Source organism: Vibrio sp. zbq_1, from assembly GCF_043102935.1.
Lineage (GTDB): Bacteria > Pseudomonadota > Gammaproteobacteria > Enterobacterales > Vibrionaceae > Vibrio > Vibrio parahaemolyticus.
The window spans coordinates 183,051-206,171 of the sequence record NZ_JBICJH010000032.1 but is presented as its reverse complement, the minus strand read 5'-3'; the positions used below and the strand labels follow the sequence as shown (position 1 = coordinate 206,171).

Sequence of the window (23,121 nt, the reverse complement as noted above, 5' to 3'; positions counted from 1 at the left end):
GTAACTAGCGGAGCTTTTTTTTAACGCGATTTAGGTGAGGGGGGCAATCGCGTTTTTGGGGATAACCTTTAAGATTCTGGCTGTGTGAAGTCAGGTGTTGGACAGTCTTCATACGACGATGGCAGAATTGGAACATCATCGTTGTTATTCAAACCATCCAAAACCGTCTTAATCTGATCAATTTGATTGATGTCTGAACCTTCCCAAGCACTGACCGCGTTACTAATGATATCTCCAATAGACATCCACTGATCGCCAAACCAAATAACGGTAGTTTGGGTTAAACCCTCAGAGGTTGGACGATGTCGAGTGTTAAAGATAAATGCGAGTAGTTGCTGAGCTAGCTGCTCTTTATGCTCGTTAAGGTCTGCGTTGCCATTGCTATCGACCAAGAATTGTGACACTTCGGATTGCCAAGTCCCGGCCATCCAAATAGCAGAATCGCCGCTAAATGCTGCTTCAACTGGCTCTCCACCAGTAAATTTACCGTCAAATGGCTCGTCACCAGCTCCAAAGTAGCTACTTGGAGAGGCGTAAGGGGTTAATCCATTCACATATACTCTGTCGGCTTCAGTTAGTTCACTTAAGCCATTTTTGTTGTGCCAGTAACCTTTGGTGTCAAAGTCTGCAGTGATTTCACAAATGTTATTGAAGTGCACTTCATTACCATCAAGTGAGTCACTGCGGTTGTATACTTCACCGATAATGAGAGGGACGCCATTTTCCATTTTCATGACAGATTTTACGTCGAACGAAATGGTGTGATCACTGGTATTGTTCCATGCAGCAGAAAGGCTTTCGCTCACTTCATAAGGCGCGGGATCTTCACCGCGAACATTTGGAACGAGAACGAAGAATGTGGCACAGCCATCCTCTCCTGTCATTCGCTGTACGTAACCATTGGCATCGACTTCCGCTAAATTCTCGCCTTCTGGAAGAACGCCGGCATCAAGAAGAAGTTGTTCTATCACTAAGAATTCACCATTTTCTGGATACTCAGGGTTGAATGGTTTAGGAACGGGTACACTGTCGGGTATGTAAAGGTTGACCGGCCAATTCGGAATCAAGCCTTCGCCTTCATCATGAATACCGTTACCGTTCATATCGAACGACTTACACACTTTAAGATTGGCAATACCGATAGAACCAAAACGGATGGTTAACACGGGATCATCATCAAAGGTTGGTTGAGCCCAAGCACTAGGCATGAAACCAACGTCATTCTCCTCATTACCGCTGGCTTCATCTGTGTCCTCACCAGCAGAACGTTTGATGGTTTCGTCGAAGTTGGTTTGACATGCTAGAGCGTTTGCAAAGCCTATATGCAGATCGCCATCTTCGAACGTCGGTGCAAAGTCTCTTAAATCTGCGAAGGTTGTGAAGTGAGTGAATGGGGTGTTCATTGCGGTAAAGCCAACTTTTTTCGCCCACCACATGAATTGGTCTAAGCTCCATTGATGGTCTTCAACCCCAAAAACACTAAACGTGATTGGCTCGTCAGGAGAATCATTGGAAAGTTTAGTATTACGCATACCACCCATTTCAATCGCTAAGTCACGAATACCGAACTCCCAATTAGGAATAACTTCATCGATGATAGGATCATATTGGCAGTTCAGGTTTCTGTCGTGGAACGCACGAAAAGCAATATCAAAGTTTGGCGGTTCTGGCTCCGCAGTCTTCGCTTTGAAGTTATCTGTTTTCGAGAATCGAGGGATAAACCCAAAGAACCCTGCACAGTTTTCACCAGTTTCTTCGCCATACAGGTCAGTACCTTCACAAGCGGCTTCTACGCTCGCTGCTGTGGATACCCAAGCTTTGTAAACCCCACCGGAGTTAGGTGTGTTGGCAAATGGAAATAGCTGTATGGTTTCTCCATCAGGCAGAGAAGTAGGGTCGACATCTAAATACTCACTTCCCAATTGATGTCGACATTCTATGTCTATCGATTGGGTGACCATTTTGCCGCGCACTTTAACTTCTTGAGTGATCGTGACGACGTCATTCATATATGTCACACCACCTTCACCGTCGAAATAGAAAAGACGACAGGCTAATGGTTCTGCGTAAAACTCTTCGGCGTTTCTAGCGTTCTTGCCTTTGATTTTTACATCTTGATAGCAGGTACCACCGTTGGTGTCTGCGCTATCTAAAGTGCTTGATAACAAACATTTACCTGATGGATCGGTAACTTGAAAATAATACAAACCAGCAGGCAGTGCTGCGGCTGTTCTTGGGGCGTTAGGCCCTGGGCCTCCATCTAAAAATACTTCTTGTTTAGACTCGTAGCGGACATTTTCATTGACGATATCACCAGCAGGTGTCGTCGTGAATATTGCGCCGTCTAATCTAGCGAAAGCTGGTACAGCAAACATGATAGCTAACGAAGATATCGCAAGAGTTGTTGTCCTTAATTTGGATAAAAACCTGTTGATATTCATTTTTTGCTCCTGTGTCATCATGAGTGACGACACAGGATACAAAGGCAAAGAGTATGCCTATTTTAACTTATTGATTTAAAAGAGCCTTACATGACGTGTTTTATATGAAAAAGCTAAGTAAATGATATGCCGTGATTTCGTTGTTACACTGTGTTGCGTTACACATGTACACATTGTCAGATGTTGATATTGTACTTCTTAATCAGCCGATAAAGTGTTGTTCTAGAAATACCTAGATGGCGTGCGGCTGCACTCATATTGTGTTTATTTTCTTCGATGGCCTGTAACAAATAGTCAAGGTCAATTTGATCAACAGAAGGGAGTAATTGCCTTTCACTGTTCTCAAGCCCTAAATCAGCAACGAGTAGGGTATTGTCTTCACACATGACAATTGCTCGCTGAATCACATTACGCAGCTCACGTACATTTCCAGGCCAACGATGTTTAAGCAGTTTTGCTTTCACTTCTTCGGACATGTTGTGTACTTGACCATGAGATAAATCTGTTAAAAAGTGCTCAGACAGCATCAAAATGTCTTTGCCTCTTTTTCGAAGTGGAGGAATGGTTAGCGGTAATATATTGAGTCGATAAAATAGATCCTCCCTAAATTCTCCTTGTACGACTTCGCTTTTTAAATCCACGTGGCTGGCGGCAATCACACGACAATCAACATCGATAAATTTATCCGCACCTACTTTGTGTATTTGTTTGCTTTCTAAAAAATGAAGGAGATGTATTTGAAGATCCGAAGGCATATCTCCAATCTCATCGAGAAATAAAGTGCCTTTGTGTGCTTTTTGAATAAAACCAATCCGGTCAGAAATGGCACCTGTAAATGCACCTTTTTCGTGGCCAAAAAGTTCGGAAGCAATCAAGCCACTTGGAATCGCACCGCAGTTAACCTCTACAAAGGGTGATGAGCGCCGACTAGATAACTGATGGATCAATCGAGCACATAACCCTTTACCCACACCAGTTTCACCTTGTATGAGTACTTCCGCGTCACATTGCGCGTACTTTTTAATGGCATTTCGAAGCTCGTGGATACAAGCGCTACTCCCAATCAGAGGATATAGCTCCGCCTCGCTGAATTGCACCGTTGGTTTGGTACTACCTTTTCGCAGTTTCATCATTAATCACTATTTTTGCCCCACTGAAATAATAGTTTTGAATTAGCCGTCTCAATCGTGAGTGAATGTCTCTTTATTGAGAAGTTTGTTAATTACTGTGGGTGGTAAAGTCTAAATGTTTGTTTCGGAGAAAATTTATACTAGGGACTTTTTTTGCTAGGAAAATCGTTGTATAGCAACTTCATTTCTTGCACTCTATCGCAATGAAACTAAAAATAAACATTTAAAAAACATAGACTTGAAAAAATAGTTAAGAAAAGTTCAATTTCGGTATTGAAAAATTAAGAATCCTTGGTTAGTGTGGTTACTAACGAAGCAACTAACTAAAGTCTTAAATAAGTATGCGTAATTTTGTAATGAACATTCATCACCATCATCACCCAGCCTAGTCTTTCGGGAGATGTACGCATACCCGGGAGGCAGGAAACTCCCGGAGGTGAAAATCAAAGTAAGAACAGATTTTAAACCCTCGGGAGACGCCAATCTCTCGAGGGTTTTTTTAGTTTTACTGGTTTAAAAATTACTTAGATATCAAAATCTTGCACAGGGATAAAGCAATGCAAACACAACGCTTAAGAATTGCAATTCAGAAAAAAGGTCGTCTTAGCAAAGAGAGCCAAGCTCTACTAAAGCAATGCGGCGTGAAATTTAACGTAATGGGTGAGCGTCTTGTTGTTCACTCAGAGAACATGCCAATTGACTTGCTTTTGGTTCGTGACGACGACATCCCTGGCTTGATCATGGATGGCGTGGTTGACCTTGGTTTCATCGGAGAAAACGAACTAGAAGAAGTTCGTCTTGATCGCAAAGCTTTGGGTGAGCCATGTGAGTTTGTTCAACTTCGTCGACTGGATTTTGGTGGCTGCCGTTTGTCCATCGCCATCGATAAAGATGAAGAATACAACGGTCCACAAGATCTCGCAGGCAAACGCATCGCAACGACTTACCCTCAACTTCTTAAAGCGTACATGGATGAAGCCGGCGTGCCATTCTCAACTTGTATGCTCACTGGTTCTGTGGAAGTTGCGCCACGAGCGGGCTTAGCGGATGCGATTGCAGATTTGGTTTCTACAGGTGCAACATTAGAAGCAAACGGCCTGAAAGAAGCCGAAGTCATCTTCAGATCCAAAGCGACGCTTATCCAACGCATTGGTGAGTTCGACGCAGACAAAGCAGAGTTGATCAATAAATTGCTAACTCGCATGCAAGGCGTTCAACAGGCAAAAGAGTCAAAATACATCATGCTGCACGCACCAGCTGGAAAGTTGGAGCAAATTAAAGCATTACTGCCGGGCGCAGAAGATCCAACCGTTTTACCACTATCAGCAGACAAACAGAAAGTTGCCGTTCATTTGGTGAGTACAGAGAACTTGTTCTGGGAAACCATGGAACAGCTAAAAGAACTGGGTGCGAGCTCAATTCTAGTGCTACCAATTGAAAAAATGATGGAGTAACGGCAATGAGAACTGTTGTATGGCAATCACTGAGTGAAGAGCAACAAGATGCAATTTTGGAGCGTCCTGCCATTGCGGAAGGTGCGAATATTACCGCTGCAGTTGCGGATGTGATCGCAAAGGTGCGTACTCAAGGTGACGCAGCGCTATTAGAACTTACAGAAAAGTTTGACCGTGTAAAACCGGAATCAATCCGAGTTCCATCCAAAGAAATTAATGCGGCTTCAGAGCGCCTTTCTGCGGAAATGAAACAAGCACTAGAGCAGGCTTACAGCAATATTGCTAAATTTCATAAAGCGCAAAAGCCACAACCAATTAAAGTGGAAACACAACCTGGTGTGATGTGTGAGCAAGTGACACGTCCCATTCAAAAAGTAGGGTTGTATATTCCTGGTGGTAGCGCGCCATTGCCATCGACAGTATTGATGCTGGGCGTGCCTGCAAAAATCGCTGGTTGTCGTAAAGTGGTGCTTTGTTCTCCTCCACCGATTGCAGATGAAATTTTGTACGTTGCCAAGTTGTGCGGCATTGATGAAGTTTACAATGTCGGTGGTGGACAGGCGGTCGCTGCAATGGCTTACGGTACGAAAAGCGTCTCCAAAGTGGATAAAATTTTTGGCCCGGGTAACGCCTATGTGACGGAAGCAAAACGTCAAGTAAGCAATGACTTCCGTGGTGCTGCGATTGACATGCCGGCTGGCCCTTCTGAAGTTCTTGTGATTGCCGACGAAACCGCAGATCCAGACTTCATCGCAGCAGACTTGTTAAGCCAAGCTGAGCACGGCCCTGATTCACAGGTGGTTCTTGTGACACCATCACCAATTGTCGCGGATCAAGTAACGGATGCTGTTCAGCGTCAACTAAAAGCCTTGTCTCGAGCAGACATCGCGCAGAAGGCGTTGGCTTCAAGTCTGATTATTATTTCTGAGTCAATCACACAAGCGGTTTCTATCTCTAACTACTACGGCCCTGAGCACTTAATTGTGCAAACGAAGAACCCGCGTGAGCTACTTCCACTACTAGATAATGCGGGCTCAATCTTTCTTGGCGATTGGTCTCCTGAATCTGCAGGTGATTATGCGTCGGGAACTAACCACGTGCTTCCAACTTACGGGTATACTCGTACTTACTCAAGCCTTGGCCTTGCCGACTTTTCTAAACGAATGACAGTGCAAGAGTTGTCGGCTGAAGGTTTACAGAATCTCGCTCCGACTGTGGTTACGATGGCGGAGGCGGAAGGTCTCGACGCTCACAAACGTGCAGTCACCATCCGAGTAGAAAAGCTGACCAAAAATAGATTATAAGAGAGTAAAGAGATGGAAAAGCTAGCACGCAAACAAGTCCAAGAATTAACCCCGTATTTATCTGCTCGCCGAATTGGCGGCACGGGTGACGTTTGGCTCAACGCCAATGAATCTCCATTTAATAATGAGTACAAAACGGATTTTGCTCGCTTAAACCGCTACAGCGAATGCCAGCCAAAAGCGCTTATTTCAGCTTACGCTGCCTACGCGGGTGTAAAGCCAGAACAGACGCTTACTTCTCGTGGCGCTGACGAAGGTATTGAGCTTTTAGTTCGCGCTTTCTGTGAGCCAGGACAAGACGCGGTTTTGTACTGCCCACCGACTTACGGTATGTACGCAATCAGTGCTGAAACCTTTGGTGTTGAACCTAAGACTGTACCGCTAACATCGGATTGGCAGCTTGACCTTGCTGGCATCGAATCCAATCTCGATAACGTCAAGCTGGTTTTTGTTTGTTCGCCAAACAACCCAACCGGTAACCTCGTTAAGCGTGAAGATATTGTCTCTCTGCTTGAGATGACAAAAGACCGAGCAATCGTGGTCATGGATGAAGCGTACATCGATTTTTGCCCTGAGGCGTCAACGGTGGATTTGTTAGCTCAATATCCAAATCTCGCGATTCTACGTACGTTATCAAAAGCGTTCGCGCTTGCAGGCTTACGCTGTGGTTTCACGCTTGCAAACGAGGAGCTAATCAACGTCCTACTTAAAGTCATCGCGCCGTACCCAGTACCAGTGCCTGTTGCTGAAATTGCGGTTCAAGCCTTGTCAGAAGCAGGTTTGGCTCGAGCGAAATTCCAAGTCCTCGACCTTAATGCAAACCGCGCTTATCTGCAGGTTGGTTTGTCGATGATTCCAGGATTGCAAGTTTTCGAAGGGTGGGGCAATTATCTATTGGTTAAATTCCCAGATGGTGATGCGCTGTTTAAAGCGGCGTGGGATACCGGAATCATTCTACGTAACTCACCAATTGAAAACTGCGTGCGTATCAGCGTTGGTAACCGCGACGAGTGTGAAAAGACACTGGGTTTCATTAGAAACTACTATTCATAAATAGAATTCTCAACGTTCTCGGTTCATGCCGAGAACGAAACAAGATTAGTAATAAGGAAGTTCGAGTGAGCAAGCAACAAAAAATCCTATTTATCGACCGAGATGGCACGCTGATTGTCGAGCCACCGATTGATTTCCAAGTTGACCGCTTGGATAAGTTAAAACTAGAACCGTTCGTTATTCCAAGCCTGTTGTCGTTGCAGGATGCGGGATACCGTCTAGTGATGGTGACAAACCAAGATGGTCTAGGCACAGACAGCTACCCTCAAGAAGACTTCGATGCGCCACACAACATGATGATGGAGATCTTCGAGTCTCAAGGTGTGAAGTTCGATGATGTGCTGATTTGTCCGCATTTTGAAGAAGACAATTGCTCTTGCCGTAAGCCTAAATTAGGCATGGTGAAAGAGTATCTTCAAGGCGGTAAAGTGGATTTCCAAAATTCTGTCGTGATTGGTGACCGTCAGACGGATCTGCAATTGGCGGAAAACATGGCGATTCGCGGTATTCAATACAATCCAGAAACTATGGGTTGGAAGCAGATATTGAAAGATCTGACGGTGAAAGCACGAGTTGCCGAAGTGATTCGTACTACTAAAGAAACCGACATTAAAGTTGCCGTTAATCTGGATGAGCAAGGTGGCAATGATATCTCAACAGGTCTTGGTTTCTTTGACCACATGCTGGATCAAATTGCCACTCACGGTGGTTTCCAAATGGTGTGCAAAGTCGACGGAGATTTACACATTGATGATCACCACACGATTGAAGATACCGCATTAGCCCTTGGTCAGGCATTAAAAGAAGCGTTGAGCGATAAGCGTGGCATTGGTCGCTTTGGTTTCAGCCTGCCGATGGATGAGTGCTTGGCGCAATGTGCGTTGGATTTGTCTGGTCGTCCTTACCTGAAATTTGACGCGAAATTTAGCCGTGATCAAGTTGGAGACTTGTCGACAGAGATGGTGGTTCACTTCTTCCGTTCTTTAACTGACACACTAGCGTGTACGCTGCACCTTTCTTCTGCTGGCGATAATGATCACCACATCATTGAGAGCCTATTCAAAGCGTTTGGTCGAACGTTACGCCAAGCAATCAAGGTGGAAGGCACGGAGCTGCCAAGCAGCAAAGGCGTCCTTTAAGGCTCACGTGAGCAAGGAGAAAAACAGTGACAGAACAAAAAGTTGTCATTATCGATACGGGCTGTGCCAACGTTTCTTCGGTGAAGTTTGCCATTGAACGCTTAGGCTATGACGTAACGATTTCAAAAGATCCTCAAGTGGTGTTGTCAGCAGACAAGTTGTTCCTACCTGGTGTGGGTACAGCCAGCGAAGCGATGAAAAACCTTGAAGAGCGTGATCTTATCAATCTCGTCAAGCAAGTTGAAAAGCCATTGCTTGGTATCTGTTTAGGTATGCAGTTATTGGGTAAGTTTTCCCAAGAGAAAGGGCAGAAAGCAGATGAGTTAGTTGAGTGTCTTGGGCTTTGTGATGGCGAAGTGAAGCTGCTACAAACTGGCGATTTGCCACTGCCACACATGGGGTGGAATACCGTTTCTGCAAAAGCAGGCCATCCGTTGTTCAAAGACATTGAAGAGGGTGAGTACTTCTATTTTGTGCACAGCTTTGCGATGCCTGTTGGAGACTACACCATTGCCGAATGTGATTACGGAAATCCATTCACTGCTGCGGTTCAAAGTGGTAACTATTATGGTGTGCAATTCCACCCAGAGCGTTCTTCAAAAGCGGGCGCGAAGCTTATTCAAAACTTCTTAGAATTATAAAAGGGATTTAGTGTGATTATTCCAGCTCTTGATTTAATTGAAGGACAGGTAGTTCGCCTATATCAAGGTGATTATGGCCAAGTAACCGAGTACAAAGTCGACCCAGCAGAGCAGTTCAACTTGTATCACCAAGCAGGGGCTAACTGGCTGCACTTGGTGGATCTGACGGGCGCGAAAGATACATCTGCGCGCCAACTTGATTTGATTGCAAAGCTATTAGCAAGCACGCCTGCGAACATCCAAATCGGTGGCGGTGTGCGTACCGAACAAGACGTTGTGGACTTATTAGAAGCGGGTGCACAGCGCGTTGTGGTTGGTTCAACCGCAGTAAAACAGCCTGAGTTAGTAAAAGGTTGGATGGAAAAATACGGCGCAGAGAAAATCGTTCTCGCGTTGGACATCAACATCGACCAAGACGGCACGCGTAAAGTGGCGATCTCTGGTTGGCAAGAAGATTCAGGCGTGACTATTGAAGCTCTGATCAACGATTACCTGACGGTAGGTCTACAGCACGTGCTGTGTACTGACATTTCTCGTGACGGTACGCTAGAAGGCTCAAACGTAGAGCTTTACGTCGACCTATGTAAACAGTACCCACAAGTGCAGTTCCAATCTTCAGGTGGTATCGGCTCATTAGCGGATATCGAAGCGCTAAAAGGCAGCGGTGTGGCAGGCGTGATTGTTGGTCGCGCGTTGTTAGATGGTAAGTTCACAGCAGAGGAGGCATTTGCATGCTGGCAAAGCGAATAATTCCATGTCTTGATGTTCGTGATGGACAAGTGGTGAAGGGCGTTCAGTTTCGCAACCACGAGATCATCGGTGACATTGTTCCTCTCGCTAAACGCTACGCTGAAGAAGGCGCTGATGAGCTGGTGTTTTACGACATCACTGCATCAAGCGATGGTCGTGTAGTTGATAAAAGTTGGGTAGCTCGTGTCGCGGAAGTGATCGACATTCCTTTCTGTGTGGCTGGTGGTATTAAATCCGCAGAGGATGCTGCACGTATTCTGGAGTTTGGTGCAGACAAAGTCTCTATCAACTCGCCTGCGTTGGCTAACCCGCAGCTTATTACTGATTTAGCGGATAAATTTGGCGTTCAGTGTATCGTAGTTGGTATCGATTCCTACTACGACAAAGATACTGGTAAATATCAGGTTTACCAGTTTACTGGCGACGAAGAACGTACAAAGGCGACGAAGTGGGAAACGCGCGAATGGGTACAAGAAGTGCAAAAGCGCGGTGCTGGTGAAATCGTGCTCAACATGATGAACCAAGACGGCGTGCGTAACGGTTACGATATTGAACAGCTCAATATGGTACGCGAAGTGTGTAAAGTTCCTCTCATCGCTTCCGGTGGTGCAGGTGCCATGGAGCACTTTGCAGAAGCATACCAAAAAGCAAACGTGGATGGTGCGCTGGCCGCTTCGGTATTCCACAAGCAAGTCATCAATATTGGTGAACTAAAGCAGTATTTGAAACAACAAGGCATTGAGGTACGACTATGAGTTTTAAAGCCGCCGAAGTCAGTTCGCTGTCGGAGCGAATCAATTGGGAAAAGGTGGATGGCTTGGTACCTGCCATCGTGCAAGACTTCCAATCGAGCCGAGTGCTTATGATGGGTTACATGAACCAAGACGCGCTAGCAAAAACGGGTGAAACGGGTCAGGTGACATTTTTCTCTCGCACTAAAGAGCGTTTATGGACTAAAGGTGAGACGTCTGGCAATGTTCTTCAACTCGTGAATATCTCTCTAGATTGTGACAATGATACTTTGCTGGTTCGAGTGAACCCTATTGGGCCTACTTGCCACACAGGCACAACAACGTGTTGGGACGGCGATGCACAAGAGGAATCACAAATGGTGTGGCTTCATCAACTTGAGCAGCTACTGGCTGCCCGCAAGAGTGCCGATCCTGACTCCTCTTATACCGCCAGCCTTTATGCCCGTGGTACCAAACGTATTTCGCAGAAAGTGGGCGAAGAAGGCGTTGAAGTCGCGCTTGCGGCGACGTCGGGCGATAAGGCGGAGTTAGTGTGTGAATCTGCAGATTTGATCTATCACTTGTTGGTGCTTTTACAAGACCAAGGTTTATCAATGAACGATGTGGTGAATAAGCTTAAAGAGCGTCACAAGTAGTTCAAGTTAAAGAAATAAAACAAAGGCTTCCATTTGGAAGCCTTTGTTTTTTCTTGATAGTGCGATTTTATCCACAGCACTTTTTAAATTTCTTACCGCTGCCACAAATACATGGATCGTTACGGCCTACTTTTAAGCTGCTGATGGATTGATTAAGTCGCGGATCTTGCTCGGATTCTTCTTCAGGGAAGGTGCCATCAATGTAATACCACAGCCCATCTTCTTTCACGAAGCGTGAACGCTCGCTCAGGCAGTAGCGTTGGCCGTCTTCATTGAAATAGGCGTTGAACTCAACAAAGCCTTCATTTTCATGGCTGCCAGCTTCTGCTTTGACGACTTCCAGTTTGCACCAATCGCTGTCGATCGATTGTGCGATACCTTCACGTTGTTCTTCTGCGTTACAACTTGGGTGATATGTTTTCACAACGTAGTCAACGAGGCCTAGCACATGAGCGCTATAGCGAGAGCGCATTAACTGTTCTGGTGTTTTGACGTTAGCGTGATTGTTGTGCGCAATTTCGCAACACTGTTGGTAGGTACGGTTAGCGCCGCAAGGACAAGAAGAAGCCATAAGATGAAATCTCGTTAGGTAAAGCGATGAAACAAATAATCCCAATAGAGTGGGAGAGAAGCATTATAGCGAGTTAAGGTGTTTGAGAAAGCAGTTCTTGAGCCCACTCTGTCGATTCATTGAATGCATCAGCTAGCTGAGTTTCCGTTAACTTCAAGACAGAGCAGTATCTTTCAGCCAGTTCCCAATCTGCTTGTTCGTAAGCAATACACATAGAAAGGAGATACCCAAGCACACCTTTTCGGCTTGTCAGGGCGAGCTTGATGTCTTCATCGACGGGAATGTCTTCAATTACATCTGACAGAGGCTGATCGAGAAGCGAGCCTAATAATGAGAACATACCAGTTAGAAAGGCTTGTCCAGGATCGTACTTGGTGTTCATTTGGCTAAGCAAAATTTCACACATACGAGCGCGTTGAATAGCAAGCGAGTAGAGTGAATCTGGCTTGTCCTCTTGCACAGAAGCGATTGCAACCAGTGAAATAAAGCGTCGTAAACGTTCTTCGCCCAGATAAATCAGCGCCTGTCTAAACGATTTGATCTTGGTTGTGAGCGTGTAACCCGAGTTGACGTAAGTGAGCAACTTATAAGAAAGCGTCACATCAATAGAGAACAGACGCTCCACTTCATTGAAGTCGATGGGCTTATCAGCAATCTCTTTACACAACTGGATGACGGTTAAAAACGCCGGGTTGAGGCGCTTCTTTTGGATCATTTCTGGTTTACTAAAGAAGTAACCTTGAAAGTAGTTAAAACCAGCGTCAAGCGCTTGTTCAAACTCTTCATAGGTTTCGACTTTTTCAGCCAAAAAATCGATATTAAACTGGCTCAATGCTTGGATGAAAATTGCCGCTTTTTCAATTGGTACTAAACGAATATCAAATTTGATCATCGATACGTACGGAAGAAAGCGTTTCCAAGCCTTAGTTGGTACAAAGTCGTCCAGTGCAATTCGGTAGCCGCATTCGTGCAGATGTTTTATTGCATCGAGAAGCTCTTGCGTAGGCTCACAATCTTCGAGTACTTCAATGACCAGAGAATCTTTCGGAAACAGTGTCGGAACAAGGTTGACCAAGCTTTGGTGGGGAAAGTTAACAAAACCGAGTTTGTTACCTAACGTGTTGTAATGCGTCGACAAAAAATGATCAGATAGCAGTCGACTAGTAGCAAGCTCAGGTTCTACTTCAGGGAAGGTATTTTTGGGGCCGTCTCGAAAGAGAAGTTCGTAACCTATGGTTCGCTTTTCTCTGTCTAGAATCGGTTGGCGAGCTACGTAAGAATACTTCAATTAGGTACTTCGTTCTGTTTAACTTAGTAATATGATAATAGCGATTTTTTACAAAATATCTACGCTTTGAATGCGAATCTTCTACATGTTCGACATGCTTAGCGTAAATTATGTGTTGAAAGGCCGGTTTTGCAGTTCAAAACCATCAGAATTCACTTGTAAAACTGAGCCTTGCGTATACCAGTCCCCTAAGACGATGCGCGTGTTTTTAGCACCATTTGCGTCAAAAAAATGTGTATTTGGGCGATGAGTGTGGCCATGAATCATCAAGTTGACGCAATTCTGAGACATCACTTTTTCAACTTCGCTTTGATTCACGTCCATGATATCTAAAGACTTCATCTGTTTATCGTTGCGAATGTCTGATTGAACTTTAGAGACAATTTTTTTCTTTAAACACCATGGGATGCGTTTAAAGATCCATTGTAACCAAGGTTGATGCACAGTTTTACGAAATTTCTGATATTCCACGTCATCAATACACAGGGTATCGCCGTGTAAAATCACCGCTTTTGTGCCATATAAGTCGATGGTGCAAACGTCATCAAGCAAAGTGATGCCCGTCTCTTTACAAAAGCGTTCGCCCAACAAGAAGTCACGATTGCCTTGAATAAAGAAAACCGGGACACCTTGGTCGGTGAGCGTTTTGAACTCGGTACGAATTTGGTTTGCAAACGGTGTTTTGTCATCATCACCGACCCAAAACTCGAAAAGATCGCCTAATACATAAAGAGCTTCGGCATTTTTGGCTTCCGTACGCATAAATGTAATGAAACATTCTGTGATGTCAGGACGTGACGGCGTAAGGTGCAAGTCTGATATAAATAATGTCGTCATAGAAATAAGGGGAGGCGAAGCCTCCCCAATTACTTATCTCTTGGGAATAATTCGCAAGAATTACTCTGCGATTGTAGTACCAGTGATTACCACGTCTTCTAGTGGTACGTCTTGGTGCATGCCGTAAGAACCAGTGCTAACGCCCTTGATCTTGTTTACAACGTCCATACCTTCTACAACTTCACCGAATACACAGTAACCCCAACCATCTAGGCTTTCGCTACGGAAATCTAGGAAAGTGTTGTTGTTTACGTTGATGAAGAACTGAGAGCTTGCAGAATGTGGTTCCATCGTACGAGCCATAGCAATCGTACCTACTTTGTTGCTTAGGCCGTTGTTTGCTTCGTTCTTGATAGGTGCACGTGTTGATTTTTCACGTAGACCTGATTCCATGCCGCCGCCTTGGATCATGAAACCGTCAATAACACGGTGGAAAAGAGTGTTGTCGTAAAAGCCGTCGCGGCAGTACTGAAGGAAGTTTGCGCTTGTCTCTGGCGCTTTCTCTTCGTTTAGTTGAATCTTGATGTCACCAAAATTAGTGTGAAGGGTGATCATGCTACTTTCCTTTACTGTGTTGTGTTGAGCCCGAGATTCTAGCCTAAGTTATAACGCATTAAAAACTCGAGAAGAGTAAATTCTTCGTTTTGTGCTTGAAGTTTAGCCGATTATCGTTTTATCGGTTAATTGCTATTACCTAATAAGGTCGGACTTGATATACTCGACGTTCTTGTATTCATTCACAATCATAGATAGAGATCATGTTAAAGATATATAACACACTCACAAGACAGAAAGAGGAATTCAAACCAATTACAGCCGGTAAAGTTGGCATGTATGTCTGTGGGGTAACCATCTACGATCTCTGTCACATCGGCCACGGCCGCACCTTCGTTTCTTTTGACGTAGTATCACGTTATCTGCGCTACCTTGGTTACGACCTAACGTTTGTTCGCAATATCACAGATATTGATGACAAAATCATCAAACGTGCAGCAGAAAACGGCGAATCTTGTGAATCACTTACAGAACGTTTGATTGGCGACATGCACGCAGACTTTGATGCATTGAACATGAAGCGTCCTGACGTTGAGCCGCGCGCAACACAATTTATCGCAGAAATCATCGAATTGGTTGAAAAGCTTATCGAACGTGGTTTCGCATACGTTGCAGACAACGGCGACGTCATGTTTGAAGTAGGTAAGTTTGACGAGTACGGCAAGCTTTCTAAGCAAGATCTTGATCAGCTTCAAGCTGGTGCGCGCGTTGATATCGAAACAGCAAAACGTAGCCCACTAGACTTCGTTCTTTGGAAAATGTCTAAACCAGGCGAGCCAACATGGGAATCTCCATGGGGTCCAGGTCGTCCAGGTTGGCACATTGAATGTTCAGCAATGAACTCCACGATCCTAGGCGATCATTTCGATATTCACGGCGGCGGTTCTGATCTACAGTTCCCACACCACGAAAACGAAATCGCACAATCTTGCTGTGCACACGACACTAAGTACGTAAATACTTGGATGCACAGTGGCATGGTGATGGTAGATCGCGAAAAGATGTCTAAATCTTTAGGCAACTTCTTCACTATTCGTGACGTTCTTGGTCACTACGATGCTGAAACCGTGCGTTACTTCCTAATGTCTGGTCACTACCGTAGCCAATTGAACTACAGTGAAGATAACCTAAACCAAGCACGCGCTTCTCTTGAGCGTCTATACACTTCTCTGCGTGGTCTGGATTTAAATGCAGCACCAGCGGGTGGTGAGGAGTATGTATCTCGCTTTACTGCTGCGATGAACGACGACTTCAACACACCAGAAGCATACTCAGTTCTGTTTGATATGGCGCGCGAAGTTAACCGCCTTAAGACAGAAAGCGTAGAGAAAGCGAGTGAACTTGGTGCGCTAATGCGCGAACTAGCAGACGTGATTGGTATTCTTTATCAAGATCCTGAAGCTTTCCTAAAAGGTAATGCTGGCAACGATGATGAAGTCGCTGAAATTGAAGCGCTAATCAAGCTGCGTAACGACTCGCGTGCTTCGAAAGATTGGGCAAACGCCGACATGGCACGTGATAAGCTGACGGAAATGGGCATTGTCCTTGAGGATGGCCCAGAAGGCACAACGTGGCGTCGTAAGTAATTGAATCTTTTAAAAGGGCTGATGATTCAGCCCTTTTATTTTCCAATTTCATCAATAAAATTTTAACTTTAGGTAATGCTCTGTGGCTCAGATGTATTTCTATTACTCAGCAATGAATGCGGGTAAATCGACAACTCTTCTTCAATCTTCATTTAACTACCAAGAACGCGGTATGACGCCAGTGATTTTCACTGCGGCGTTGGACGACCGCTATGGTGTAGGCAAAGTAAGTTCTCGTATTGGTTTACAATCGGACGCGCATTTGTTCCGTCCAGATACGAACCTATATCAAGAGATTGCAGCCCTGCATGAAGTCGAAAAACGTCACTGTATTCTTATTGACGAGTGTCAGTTCCTATCGAAAGAGCAGGTTTACCAACTTACAGAGGTAGTGGATAAGCTGCATATTCCAGTACTTTGCTATGGTCTTCGTACCGATTTTCTTGGCGAACTTTTTGAAGGCAGTAAGTACCTACTCTCTTGGGCTGATAAGCTGGTTGAGTTGAAGACGATTTGCCACTGTGGCCGAAAAGCAAACATGGTTATCCGCACCGACGAACACGGAGTCGCAATCAAAGAAGGTGACCAAGTGGCGATTGGTGGCAACGACCGTTATGTCTCAGTTTGCCGTCAGCACTACAAAGAAGCCCTAGGTAAATAAACCTATCCATTTAGCTTCAAAGCAATACAGAAAAGCCACCGAATTCGGTGGCTTTTTAATTGTTCATTTCGCTCAGACGAGATCAAAACCGAATCGCTCTAACAAGACTTGATAAGATGAATCCACTTGCTTTGGAATGTCTTGTTTAGTTTGAAATCCTTTTTCGGGATAGCTTTTGACGCGGGAAAAATCTTCCATCAGCGCTTCTAACACCATCATTAGCGGCATGTCTTCGTTGATGTATTCGAAGAATGGATGAGCGGTAGAACTGACTTGCACTTGCGAGTAGGGCGATTGCCATTGCTTCTCAAACGTAGCGATGGCGCGGCGTTCCATAAATGGCTTTTGCACTAAAATAATCGATTCGCATTGGATGCCTTTCTCTTTTAATAACTGCTCGGTGAAACGGACGTTTTCTCCACTATTGGTTGAACGTGTTTCTACTAAAATGGTATCGCTTGGTACGCCAGCTAAACGCGCAATGTCTGCAAATGTTTCGGCTTCACTTTTTTCAAACAACCCATCCGTAAAACGGCCTTCACCACCGGAGAACACAATCAATGGCGCGAGTTTTTGGTGGTAAAGCGCAGCGGCGTGCTCAGCAACTCGCACGTCGTTACTGCACATAACAAACAAGCAGTCGGCAGGCTTTAAATCCTGTTTGAGCTGCATGTAATCCCAAAGCGTTTCAATATGTTGATATAACTTCATAGTGCATCCAGCGTTGAATTGAATCGGAATTGATACCCAAGTGAAACCAGCTTGTCCGCTAAGATGCGTTTATCGGCATCTTCTGTGACGGGAGGTAGCGAAATCTCTGCGCCACTTTTGGTGATTGCTGCTTGGTAAAACTCAGCTTTGCTCACGGTGTGAGGCGTTGTGACATTAATGATCTGATTACTCAGGTGATCCAATGCAAATTGTGCCACAGCGACTGCGTCACTTTGATGAAGCATGTTGGCTGGAGCTTTACGGCTGACTTGTTTTAGGCGCATGGCAAAGCGAGCGGGGTGTCTGTCTGGGCCAAACAAACCACTGCAACGTAAGATGGCGTAGTTTATGCCAGAGTCGATGACGGATTGCTCTGCTTCGAGCATGATTTTCGCATTGTCAGAAAAGTGAGGGTGGGTTTGCACGAGAGCGAGCGATGCGGATTCTTCTTTCATATCCGTTGGTAAATTAGGGTAGACCGTTGTAGAGCTGATCATGACGAGCTTTTCAATCGCATGCTGTTTTGCTGCTTTAACTAACGTTGACCATTGCTGCGCATACTCTCGACCAGACCCTCGACGAAACCCAGGTGGAAACGCACCAACAATACGCTCAATATGATTCGACTGAATTATTTCATCCAGTTTTTGCGCTGCGTTTTCATCGTTGAGATCAAGCAGGGCGGCGTTAGCAATAGTGGATGGCCGTTCATCTAACCGAGCTTGGCTACGACGTGTAATAACTACATCATGTCCCTCGACTAACAAGGCTTGCGCTAGTGGAGTACCAAGCCAACCTGCACCGACAATCAATGTGTTTGCCATTATTTATCCTACTTAACTGTTTGCTCAAAGAGAGTAATGAGCTCTGCTTTGGCTTGTTGATGGAGGGGATCAGAATGCCATTTTTGATGCTGAATCAGGTCAACATTGACTTGCCAAGCCAGCTTTGTGAAATCATCCCCAACTTTTTTTAACGTGTTTGGTGAGTCTGCGACTAAGTGCTCCGGTAGGAAGCACCATCCAAACCCTTTGTTCGCTAATTCTAACAAAATGTAGTAGTTATCAGCGTACCAGATATCTGGGCTCAATGCTTGGTTGAGGCTACCTGGCTCTGCACTCTTTGAGCGTATCACCAGTTGGCGATATTGTTTGAGTTGATCGATATGGGTAATTCGCTGAGCCGCTAATGGGTGATCGGAAGAGACATACACATCGAATGCGATATTACCAAGATTGGTGAAATCGATATGCCTAGGCATTTGCAGGTCGCTCAGAATAATTCCGGTGGTCGCACGTTCAGATTTCACCAGTTCAATAATATCTGGGCTAGATGCCGTTAAACATTCGACTTGTAGTTGCGGAAATTGTTGTTCTAGGTTTTTAAGCACATCCGGTAATCGAGTCAGCGGAATCCCTTCATCAATCGCGAGAACAAGCTCGCTCGCCTGCGCAGAAAAGAGCTGAGTCGCTTTATTGTTTAATCGGTCGAGTTGACTGATCGCCGCTTGTGCGTAAGGCATCAGAGCATGGCCGTTCTCGGTCAGTTTGGGATAACGGCCGGATCGATCAAACAGATCGACACCACAGTCGAGTTCCATGTTCATAATGTGTTGGCTTATCACGGATTGGGCTCGACCTAACTTTCTCGCTGCTGCGGAAAATGAGCCGGATTCGGATGTGGCAACAAACGCCTGCAATTGTTCGATAGTAAACATATCGTTTTTACCGATGGTATCTAACTTTTTATTATCTCAATCATAGATAAAATTTCAGTCATTGAGTAGAACAAATGGGTAGATAATCATGACTCGTAACGAACGAATTTTCCACGCAGTACTTTTTGAATTGATGGCGTTAGCGATCATTGTGCCTGCAGCTGCGTTGATCACAGGTAAAGGTTCAAGTGATTTGGCGCTAGTAGGGATCGGTTTGAGTTTGTACACCGTAGTTTGGAACTACATTTACAACTTGTACTTCGATAAGTGGTTTGGCAGCAACCGAGCAGACAGAAGTTTAGCAATGCGCCTTGGTCACACCGTTGGGTTTGAAGGTGGGTTGATCTTTATTTCTATACCTGTGATCGCATGGTTCTTGGAGATTACGCTCCTTCAAGCATTGATGCTCGAAGCAGGGTTTCTAGTCTTCTTCTTGTTTTACGCCACAGGCTTTAACTGGTTGTACGATAAAGTTCAACCGTTTGGGAAAATGAGAAAGTTACTGGTGTAGCCGAGTGAGATTCCCCAAATGCGATTGGATTAACTAGAAAAAAGCCACCGTATTTCGGTGGCTTTATTGGTCAGTGGGCGGTCGTTATTCTGCAGAAAGTACGCGTAAGATTTTGTCTGCGTGTTCTGCAACTTCAATGCCTTCGTCGGTTAGATAACCACCATCAGGTTGCGTACACAATTGCTTTTGGTAAAGACGCGCAACTGCTGCTTGCATCTCTTCTGAGGCATCTGAATGGACTTTAATGCCTGTCGCTGCACTGCTTAAATCGAATTGAAGAAGAAGGTTCAGTTCGGCGATGTGTTCAGCTGAATATTTCATAGATAATTCCTTTGCGCTTTTTTATCCAAGCTAGTCTTAAAACCAGTGTTGAGCAACACAAAACAACAAGAAGTGTTAACTGCATTGCTATCAGACTGATATAACGTGGGATTTTTGTTCGAACGCTGAGTATCTTGTTTAATATCAATGATAGTTAAGACAACAAACTATAGTTGAGTTTTATCGATTTCCGTCTCACCAACAACATTTTTAGTAAACATGAAAAATAGCCCTTGAAAAAGTCAGGAAATGGAGCGATTATCCGCGCCTCTTTAATTGTTTCTAAATGTTACACTTCCATGAACTTCAATCAGTTTGACTCTTTATTGCCACCTCAGGCTGCTGAACGTGCCGCCGAAGTAGGTGTAGGCAAAGCAACGAAAGCTCCAATCAAATCTTTTCTGCTCGCCATTTCTGCGGGGCTTCATATTGGTATTGCTTTCATTTTCTATACCACAGTAACGACAGGTGCGGGCGATCTGCCTTGGGGCATCACACGACTCATTGGCGGTCTAGCATTTAGCCTTGGTTTGATTTTGGTGGTGGTTACTGGTGGCGAGCTATTTACCAGTTCGGTTCTGACTCTGGTTGCGCGTGCGAGTGGCAAAATTTCATGGAAAACGCTGGTTAAAAACTGGTTTGTGGTTTATTTCGGCAATATGGTTGGCGCTATTTTGCTGGTGGCGTGTATGTTGGTGACAAAGCAATACATGTTCGATCACGGCCAAGTTGGTTTGAATGCCATGGCCATTTCACAACATAAGTTGCACCATGGTTTTTTTGCGGCGGTTGCACTTGGCATCATGTGTAACGTGTTAGTTTGTATTGCGGTTTGGATGACATTCAGTGGCCGTACATTAACAGACAAAATCGCGGTAATGATTTTGCCAGTAGCGATGTTCGTCTCCGCTGGTTTTGAGCACTGTATTGCGAACATGTTCCAAGTTCCAATGGCTATTGGTATCAAATACTTTGCGCCAGAAGCCTTCTGGCAAATGACAGGTGCTGATATCGCAAATTATGCGGACTTGAACATGATGGGCTTTATCGTTAACAACCTTATCCCAGTCACGATCGGTAACATCATCGGCGGCGGTGTGTTCGTCGGTATGTGGTACTGGATGATCTATCTACGTGATGAAGACAAACATCTGCGATAGAGCCCAAAGAAAGAGAAAGGCGAGCTAGGTAGCTCGCCTTTTTTGTGCATTGTAGTTGGGTAAAGTGCTTTCTAAATCAGCTCTTCATTGATTCCAAATTCGTTTGGCAACCAGTGAGATGTTATCTCTTGTGGCTCTTGCACAAGCCATTCAACCGGCAAGTCAGACAGTAACTCATCGTGTTTTTCCGCCATGATCAATACGTCCATGATATCTGCTCCATTTTGTCTCTAAGCACAATGTAGAAGCCGAAGATGTCATTGAGTTGACTGAAATGTGACCATTGCATGTTGATAAGACAGGAGACTCAGAAATGTGGCTATGTTTCTGGTTGCGTATATCTTTTGGTGGCTTATCCACATTTTCTGTGGATAACCTGTATCAAAGATCGTGAGTATCTCTGAAGATCCAGAAAATTTCATAAAATTAGGGGGTTATGTGGCCAATTACTGACCTCGCTTCATTCCATCAACTGGGCGTACTTTGACCGTAACACGGCCTTCTTTTGTTTGTACAAAGCTCAATGTCATTTCAAGCGTGATGGCAACAGAGACGCTCATCATGACAAAAATAGCTAGCATGATGACCAGTTGATATTTAATGGCAACCAATGGGCTTGCGCCCCCTAGGATTTGCCCCGTCATCATACCAGGAAGCGTGACAAGGCCCATCGTGGTCATTGAGGCTAGCGTTGGCGCTAACGATTTTCTCAGAGCCTCCTGAACGAAAGGAAAGGAAGCGTATTTAGGGGCGGCACCCAGTGAGATGGCAGCTTCGTACTCAGATTTACGCTCTTCAAAAGCAGAGAATAAGTTTTGTAGCGCGATGATATTACTGCTCAGACTATTGCCTAACAGCATGCCTGCCAATGGGATCATATATTGTGCATTGTAAAGCGGAGTAGGGCGCACCAAGCCAGCGGTGATCGCAATTAGCAATGGAAACAAGCCACATACAAGCCCGGTGAGAAGTGGCAACATGAGCGGCTTTTTCGGTAAACGTGCTTTCCCTGCAATGGAACTTGCTCCTACGACGAGCATAATCGCAAGCCAAAGTAAGTTGATGATCAAGCTGTTTAATTGAAAGAGATATTCAAGATAAACCCCGATCAGAACGAGCTGTAAAGTCATACGCACAACGCTGACTGATGCATCTTTCGCGATGCCTAATCTATAGCGTGCATTGATCGCAAATGGCACTAACAGAATCAAACTGAAAGCCGCTAATTTTGCCCAACTAATGTCCACCACACTGTTCATAATCACTCCTTGAAATTGCCGCTTAGAATTGTAACCAACCCCATTCTCTATATGAATCTCAATGGGTAATTTTTGCTTTTTTCATGGTGGAAATTGCGAGAGGTTTTATAAAATGTTTTTTATCATTTTGTTTACAAGTCATTATCTTTTTCAGGAGTTTGAGTAATTTTTCGGCACGAATTTTACCGCTCAAATGTAATTTATGTTTTGTAAATGTTGTAAGTTTAACAAGGTTTTAAAAGACTTATTTTTTCATATCTGTTCATGTTTTTTAATAAATAATATCAATCCCACACAACTCTGGATGAGCTCAAAAAAGTGTTGAATTACAAGGCTTGAAGGGAGTTATTTGATTGAACCTTACTATTAGTATGGTCTAACATTTTCAATTAGAGATTGTAAAAACTTAAGCTTGGTTACACGGGCTTTTCAATAACACTAGATACAAAATAGGCAAATGTATGAGTGATGTTAATAAAATTGAGAGTGGCGAAAAACGCTCACTGGAGTGGAAGTCTTTCCTCTTCATTGCAGTTGTTCTCTTCCCAATTCTGAGTGTGGCTTTCGTAGGCGGCTACGGATTTATCGTTTGGGCACTACAAGTGTTCTTCTTTGGTCCTCCAGGCGCACACGGCATGTAAGCCA

At 44.6% G+C, this 23,121-nt stretch carries 25 protein-coding genes and 1 other annotated feature; of the genes, 13 read left to right on the top strand and 12 right to left on the bottom strand.

The features are described from left to right. Nucleotides 1-68 precede the first annotated feature (68 nt). The gene (locus ACF8CV_RS15090) at nt 69-2,441 is read right to left on the bottom strand and encodes a hypothetical protein (RefSeq protein WP_138937423.1); all 2,373 of its coding nucleotides are present in this window, start codon (nt 2,439-2,441) and stop codon (nt 69-71) included. Between the two features lie 176 nt (nt 2,442-2,617). Further along, nucleotides 2,618-3,571 (bottom strand): sigma-54-dependent Fis family transcriptional regulator, encoded by a 954-nt coding sequence (locus ACF8CV_RS15085; RefSeq protein WP_171055879.1) that lies wholly within the window; start codon nt 3,569-3,571, stop codon nt 2,618-2,620. Between the two features lie 364 nt (nt 3,572-3,935). Continuing rightward, nucleotides 3,936-4,073 (top strand) — a sequence feature (His leader region). Nucleotides 4,074-4,128: 55 nt separating this feature from the next. On the opposite strand from ACF8CV_RS15085, the gene hisG reads away from it, so the two are divergent. From hisG to hisIE, 8 genes are all read left to right on the top strand, one after another. Continuing rightward, nucleotides 4,129-5,025: an ATP phosphoribosyltransferase gene (gene hisG, locus ACF8CV_RS15080; RefSeq protein WP_005480403.1), complete on the top strand. Its 897-nt coding sequence runs from the start codon at nt 4,129-4,131 to the stop codon at nt 5,023-5,025. A 5-nt stretch (nt 5,026-5,030) separates the two neighbouring features. After that, nucleotides 5,031-6,329 carry a histidinol dehydrogenase gene (hisD, locus tag ACF8CV_RS15075; protein ID WP_025789128.1) on the top strand — a complete coding sequence of 433 codons (1,299 nt, stop codon included), beginning with the start codon at nt 5,031-5,033 and terminating at the stop codon, nt 6,327-6,329. A gap of 12 nt (nt 6,330-6,341) precedes the next feature. Then, on the top strand, nt 6,342-7,382 hold the full coding sequence (hisC, locus tag ACF8CV_RS15070) for a histidinol-phosphate transaminase (protein ID WP_138937425.1): 1,041 nt from the start codon (nt 6,342-6,344) through the stop codon (nt 7,380-7,382). A 65-nt stretch (nt 7,383-7,447) separates the two neighbouring features. After that, complete coding sequence (gene hisB, locus ACF8CV_RS15065; RefSeq protein ID WP_138937426.1) at nt 7,448-8,521, top strand: bifunctional histidinol-phosphatase/imidazoleglycerol-phosphate dehydratase HisB; 1,074 nt, start codon at nt 7,448-7,450, stop codon at nt 8,519-8,521. Nucleotides 8,522-8,547: 26 nt separating this feature from the next. After that, on the top strand, nt 8,548-9,162 hold the full coding sequence (gene hisH, locus ACF8CV_RS15060; protein ID WP_138937427.1) for an imidazole glycerol phosphate synthase subunit HisH: 615 nt from the start codon (nt 8,548-8,550) through the stop codon (nt 9,160-9,162). A gap of 12 nt (nt 9,163-9,174) precedes the next feature. Continuing rightward, entirely contained in the window at nt 9,175-9,912 is a 738-nt protein-coding gene (gene hisA / locus ACF8CV_RS15055; protein ID WP_005495717.1) for a 1-(5-phosphoribosyl)-5-[(5-phosphoribosylamino)methylideneamino]imidazole-4-carboxamide isomerase, read from the top strand. Beyond that, the gene (hisF, locus tag ACF8CV_RS15050; protein WP_024702736.1) at nt 9,894-10,667 is read left to right on the top strand and encodes an imidazole glycerol phosphate synthase subunit HisF; all 774 of its coding nucleotides are present in this window, start codon (nt 9,894-9,896) and stop codon (nt 10,665-10,667) included. Before hisA ends, hisF begins: the two co-directional genes overlap by 19 nt. Next, nucleotides 10,664-11,299, top strand: coding sequence for a bifunctional phosphoribosyl-AMP cyclohydrolase/phosphoribosyl-ATP diphosphatase HisIE (gene hisIE / locus ACF8CV_RS15045; protein ID WP_138937428.1), 636 nt, complete (start codon nt 10,664-10,666; stop codon nt 11,297-11,299). Before hisF ends, hisIE begins: the two co-directional genes overlap by 4 nt. 67 nt (nt 11,300-11,366) lie before the next feature. Here hisIE and ACF8CV_RS15040 read toward each other — a convergent pair whose 3' ends face one another. From ACF8CV_RS15040 to ACF8CV_RS15025, 4 genes are all read right to left on the bottom strand, one after another. Beyond that, nucleotides 11,367-11,870: a YchJ family protein gene (locus ACF8CV_RS15040; protein ID WP_021449277.1), complete on the bottom strand. Its 504-nt coding sequence runs from the start codon at nt 11,868-11,870 to the stop codon at nt 11,367-11,369. 73 nt (nt 11,871-11,943) lie between these two features. Beyond that, a complete protein-coding gene (locus ACF8CV_RS15035) occupies nt 11,944-13,158 on the bottom strand; it encodes an EAL and HDOD domain-containing protein (protein WP_017448335.1) in 1,215 nt (404 codons plus the stop codon). 108 nt (nt 13,159-13,266) lie between these two features. After that, on the bottom strand, nt 13,267-13,995 hold the full coding sequence (gene lpxH / locus ACF8CV_RS15030; protein WP_029850976.1) for a UDP-2,3-diacylglucosamine diphosphatase: 729 nt from the start codon (nt 13,993-13,995) through the stop codon (nt 13,267-13,269). Nucleotides 13,996-14,055: 60 nt separating this feature from the next. Continuing rightward, nucleotides 14,056-14,550 carry a peptidylprolyl isomerase gene (locus ACF8CV_RS15025; protein WP_005487618.1) on the bottom strand — a complete coding sequence of 165 codons (495 nt, stop codon included), beginning with the start codon at nt 14,548-14,550 and terminating at the stop codon, nt 14,056-14,058. A 203-nt stretch (nt 14,551-14,753) separates the two neighbouring features. On the opposite strand from ACF8CV_RS15025, the gene cysS reads away from it, so the two are divergent. Together cysS and ACF8CV_RS15015 are read left to right on the top strand one after the other, a co-directional pair. Next, complete coding sequence (gene cysS, locus ACF8CV_RS15020; RefSeq protein ID WP_005478905.1) at nt 14,754-16,136, top strand: cysteine--tRNA ligase; 1,383 nt, start codon at nt 14,754-14,756, stop codon at nt 16,134-16,136. A gap of 82 nt (nt 16,137-16,218) precedes the next feature. Beyond that, nucleotides 16,219-16,797 (top strand): thymidine kinase, encoded by a 579-nt coding sequence (locus ACF8CV_RS15015; RefSeq protein ID WP_005450744.1) that lies wholly within the window; start codon nt 16,219-16,221, stop codon nt 16,795-16,797. Nucleotides 16,798-16,869: 72 nt separating this feature from the next. Here ACF8CV_RS15015 and ACF8CV_RS15010 read toward each other — a convergent pair whose 3' ends face one another. The 3 genes from ACF8CV_RS15010 to ACF8CV_RS15000 are packed head-to-tail and all read right to left on the bottom strand — an operon-like array spanning nt 16,870 to nt 19,225. Beyond that, entirely contained in the window at nt 16,870-17,508 is a 639-nt protein-coding gene (locus ACF8CV_RS15010) for a YdcF family protein (protein WP_029847296.1), read from the bottom strand. After that, on the bottom strand, nt 17,505-18,332 hold the full coding sequence (locus ACF8CV_RS15005) for an NAD-dependent epimerase/dehydratase family protein (protein ID WP_005478913.1): 828 nt from the start codon (nt 18,330-18,332) through the stop codon (nt 17,505-17,507). The genes ACF8CV_RS15010 and ACF8CV_RS15005 overlap by 4 nt, the downstream gene beginning before the upstream one ends. 8 nt (nt 18,333-18,340) lie before the next feature. Continuing rightward, complete coding sequence (locus tag ACF8CV_RS15000; protein ID WP_021449272.1) at nt 18,341-19,225, bottom strand: LysR family transcriptional regulator; 885 nt, start codon at nt 19,223-19,225, stop codon at nt 18,341-18,343. 88 nt (nt 19,226-19,313) lie between these two features. Here ACF8CV_RS15000 and ACF8CV_RS14995 point away from each other — a divergent pair, with 88 nt between their 5' ends. Further along, nucleotides 19,314-19,736, top strand: a complete 423-nt coding sequence (locus ACF8CV_RS14995; RefSeq protein WP_005495699.1) for a PACE efflux transporter — start codon at nt 19,314-19,316, stop codon at nt 19,734-19,736. An 84-nt stretch (nt 19,737-19,820) separates the two neighbouring features. On the opposite strand, the gene ACF8CV_RS14990 is transcribed toward ACF8CV_RS14995, so the two are convergent. Next, nucleotides 19,821-20,057 (bottom strand): TIGR02647 family protein, encoded by a 237-nt coding sequence (locus tag ACF8CV_RS14990; protein WP_005462432.1) that lies wholly within the window; start codon nt 20,055-20,057, stop codon nt 19,821-19,823. A 299-nt stretch (nt 20,058-20,356) separates the two neighbouring features. Between ACF8CV_RS14990 and focA the strand changes: the two genes are divergently transcribed. After that, nucleotides 20,357-21,217, top strand: coding sequence for a formate transporter FocA (focA, locus tag ACF8CV_RS14985; protein ID WP_005462425.1), 861 nt, complete (start codon nt 20,357-20,359; stop codon nt 21,215-21,217). Between the two features lie 71 nt (nt 21,218-21,288). On the opposite strand, the gene ACF8CV_RS14980 is transcribed toward focA, so the two are convergent. Then, a complete protein-coding gene (locus ACF8CV_RS14980) occupies nt 21,289-21,426 on the bottom strand; it encodes a hypothetical protein (RefSeq protein ID WP_005462421.1) in 138 nt (45 codons plus the stop codon). A 237-nt stretch (nt 21,427-21,663) separates the two neighbouring features. Beyond that, entirely contained in the window at nt 21,664-22,476 is an 813-nt protein-coding gene (locus ACF8CV_RS14975) for an ABC transporter permease (protein ID WP_017448340.1), read from the bottom strand. A 461-nt stretch (nt 22,477-22,937) separates the two neighbouring features. Between ACF8CV_RS14975 and torE the strand changes: the two genes are divergently transcribed. Then, the gene (gene torE / locus ACF8CV_RS14970) at nt 22,938-23,117 is read left to right on the top strand and encodes a trimethylamine N-oxide reductase system protein TorE (RefSeq protein ID WP_005450728.1); all 180 of its coding nucleotides are present in this window, start codon (nt 22,938-22,940) and stop codon (nt 23,115-23,117) included. The last annotated feature ends 4 nt before the right edge of the window (nt 23,118-23,121 follow it).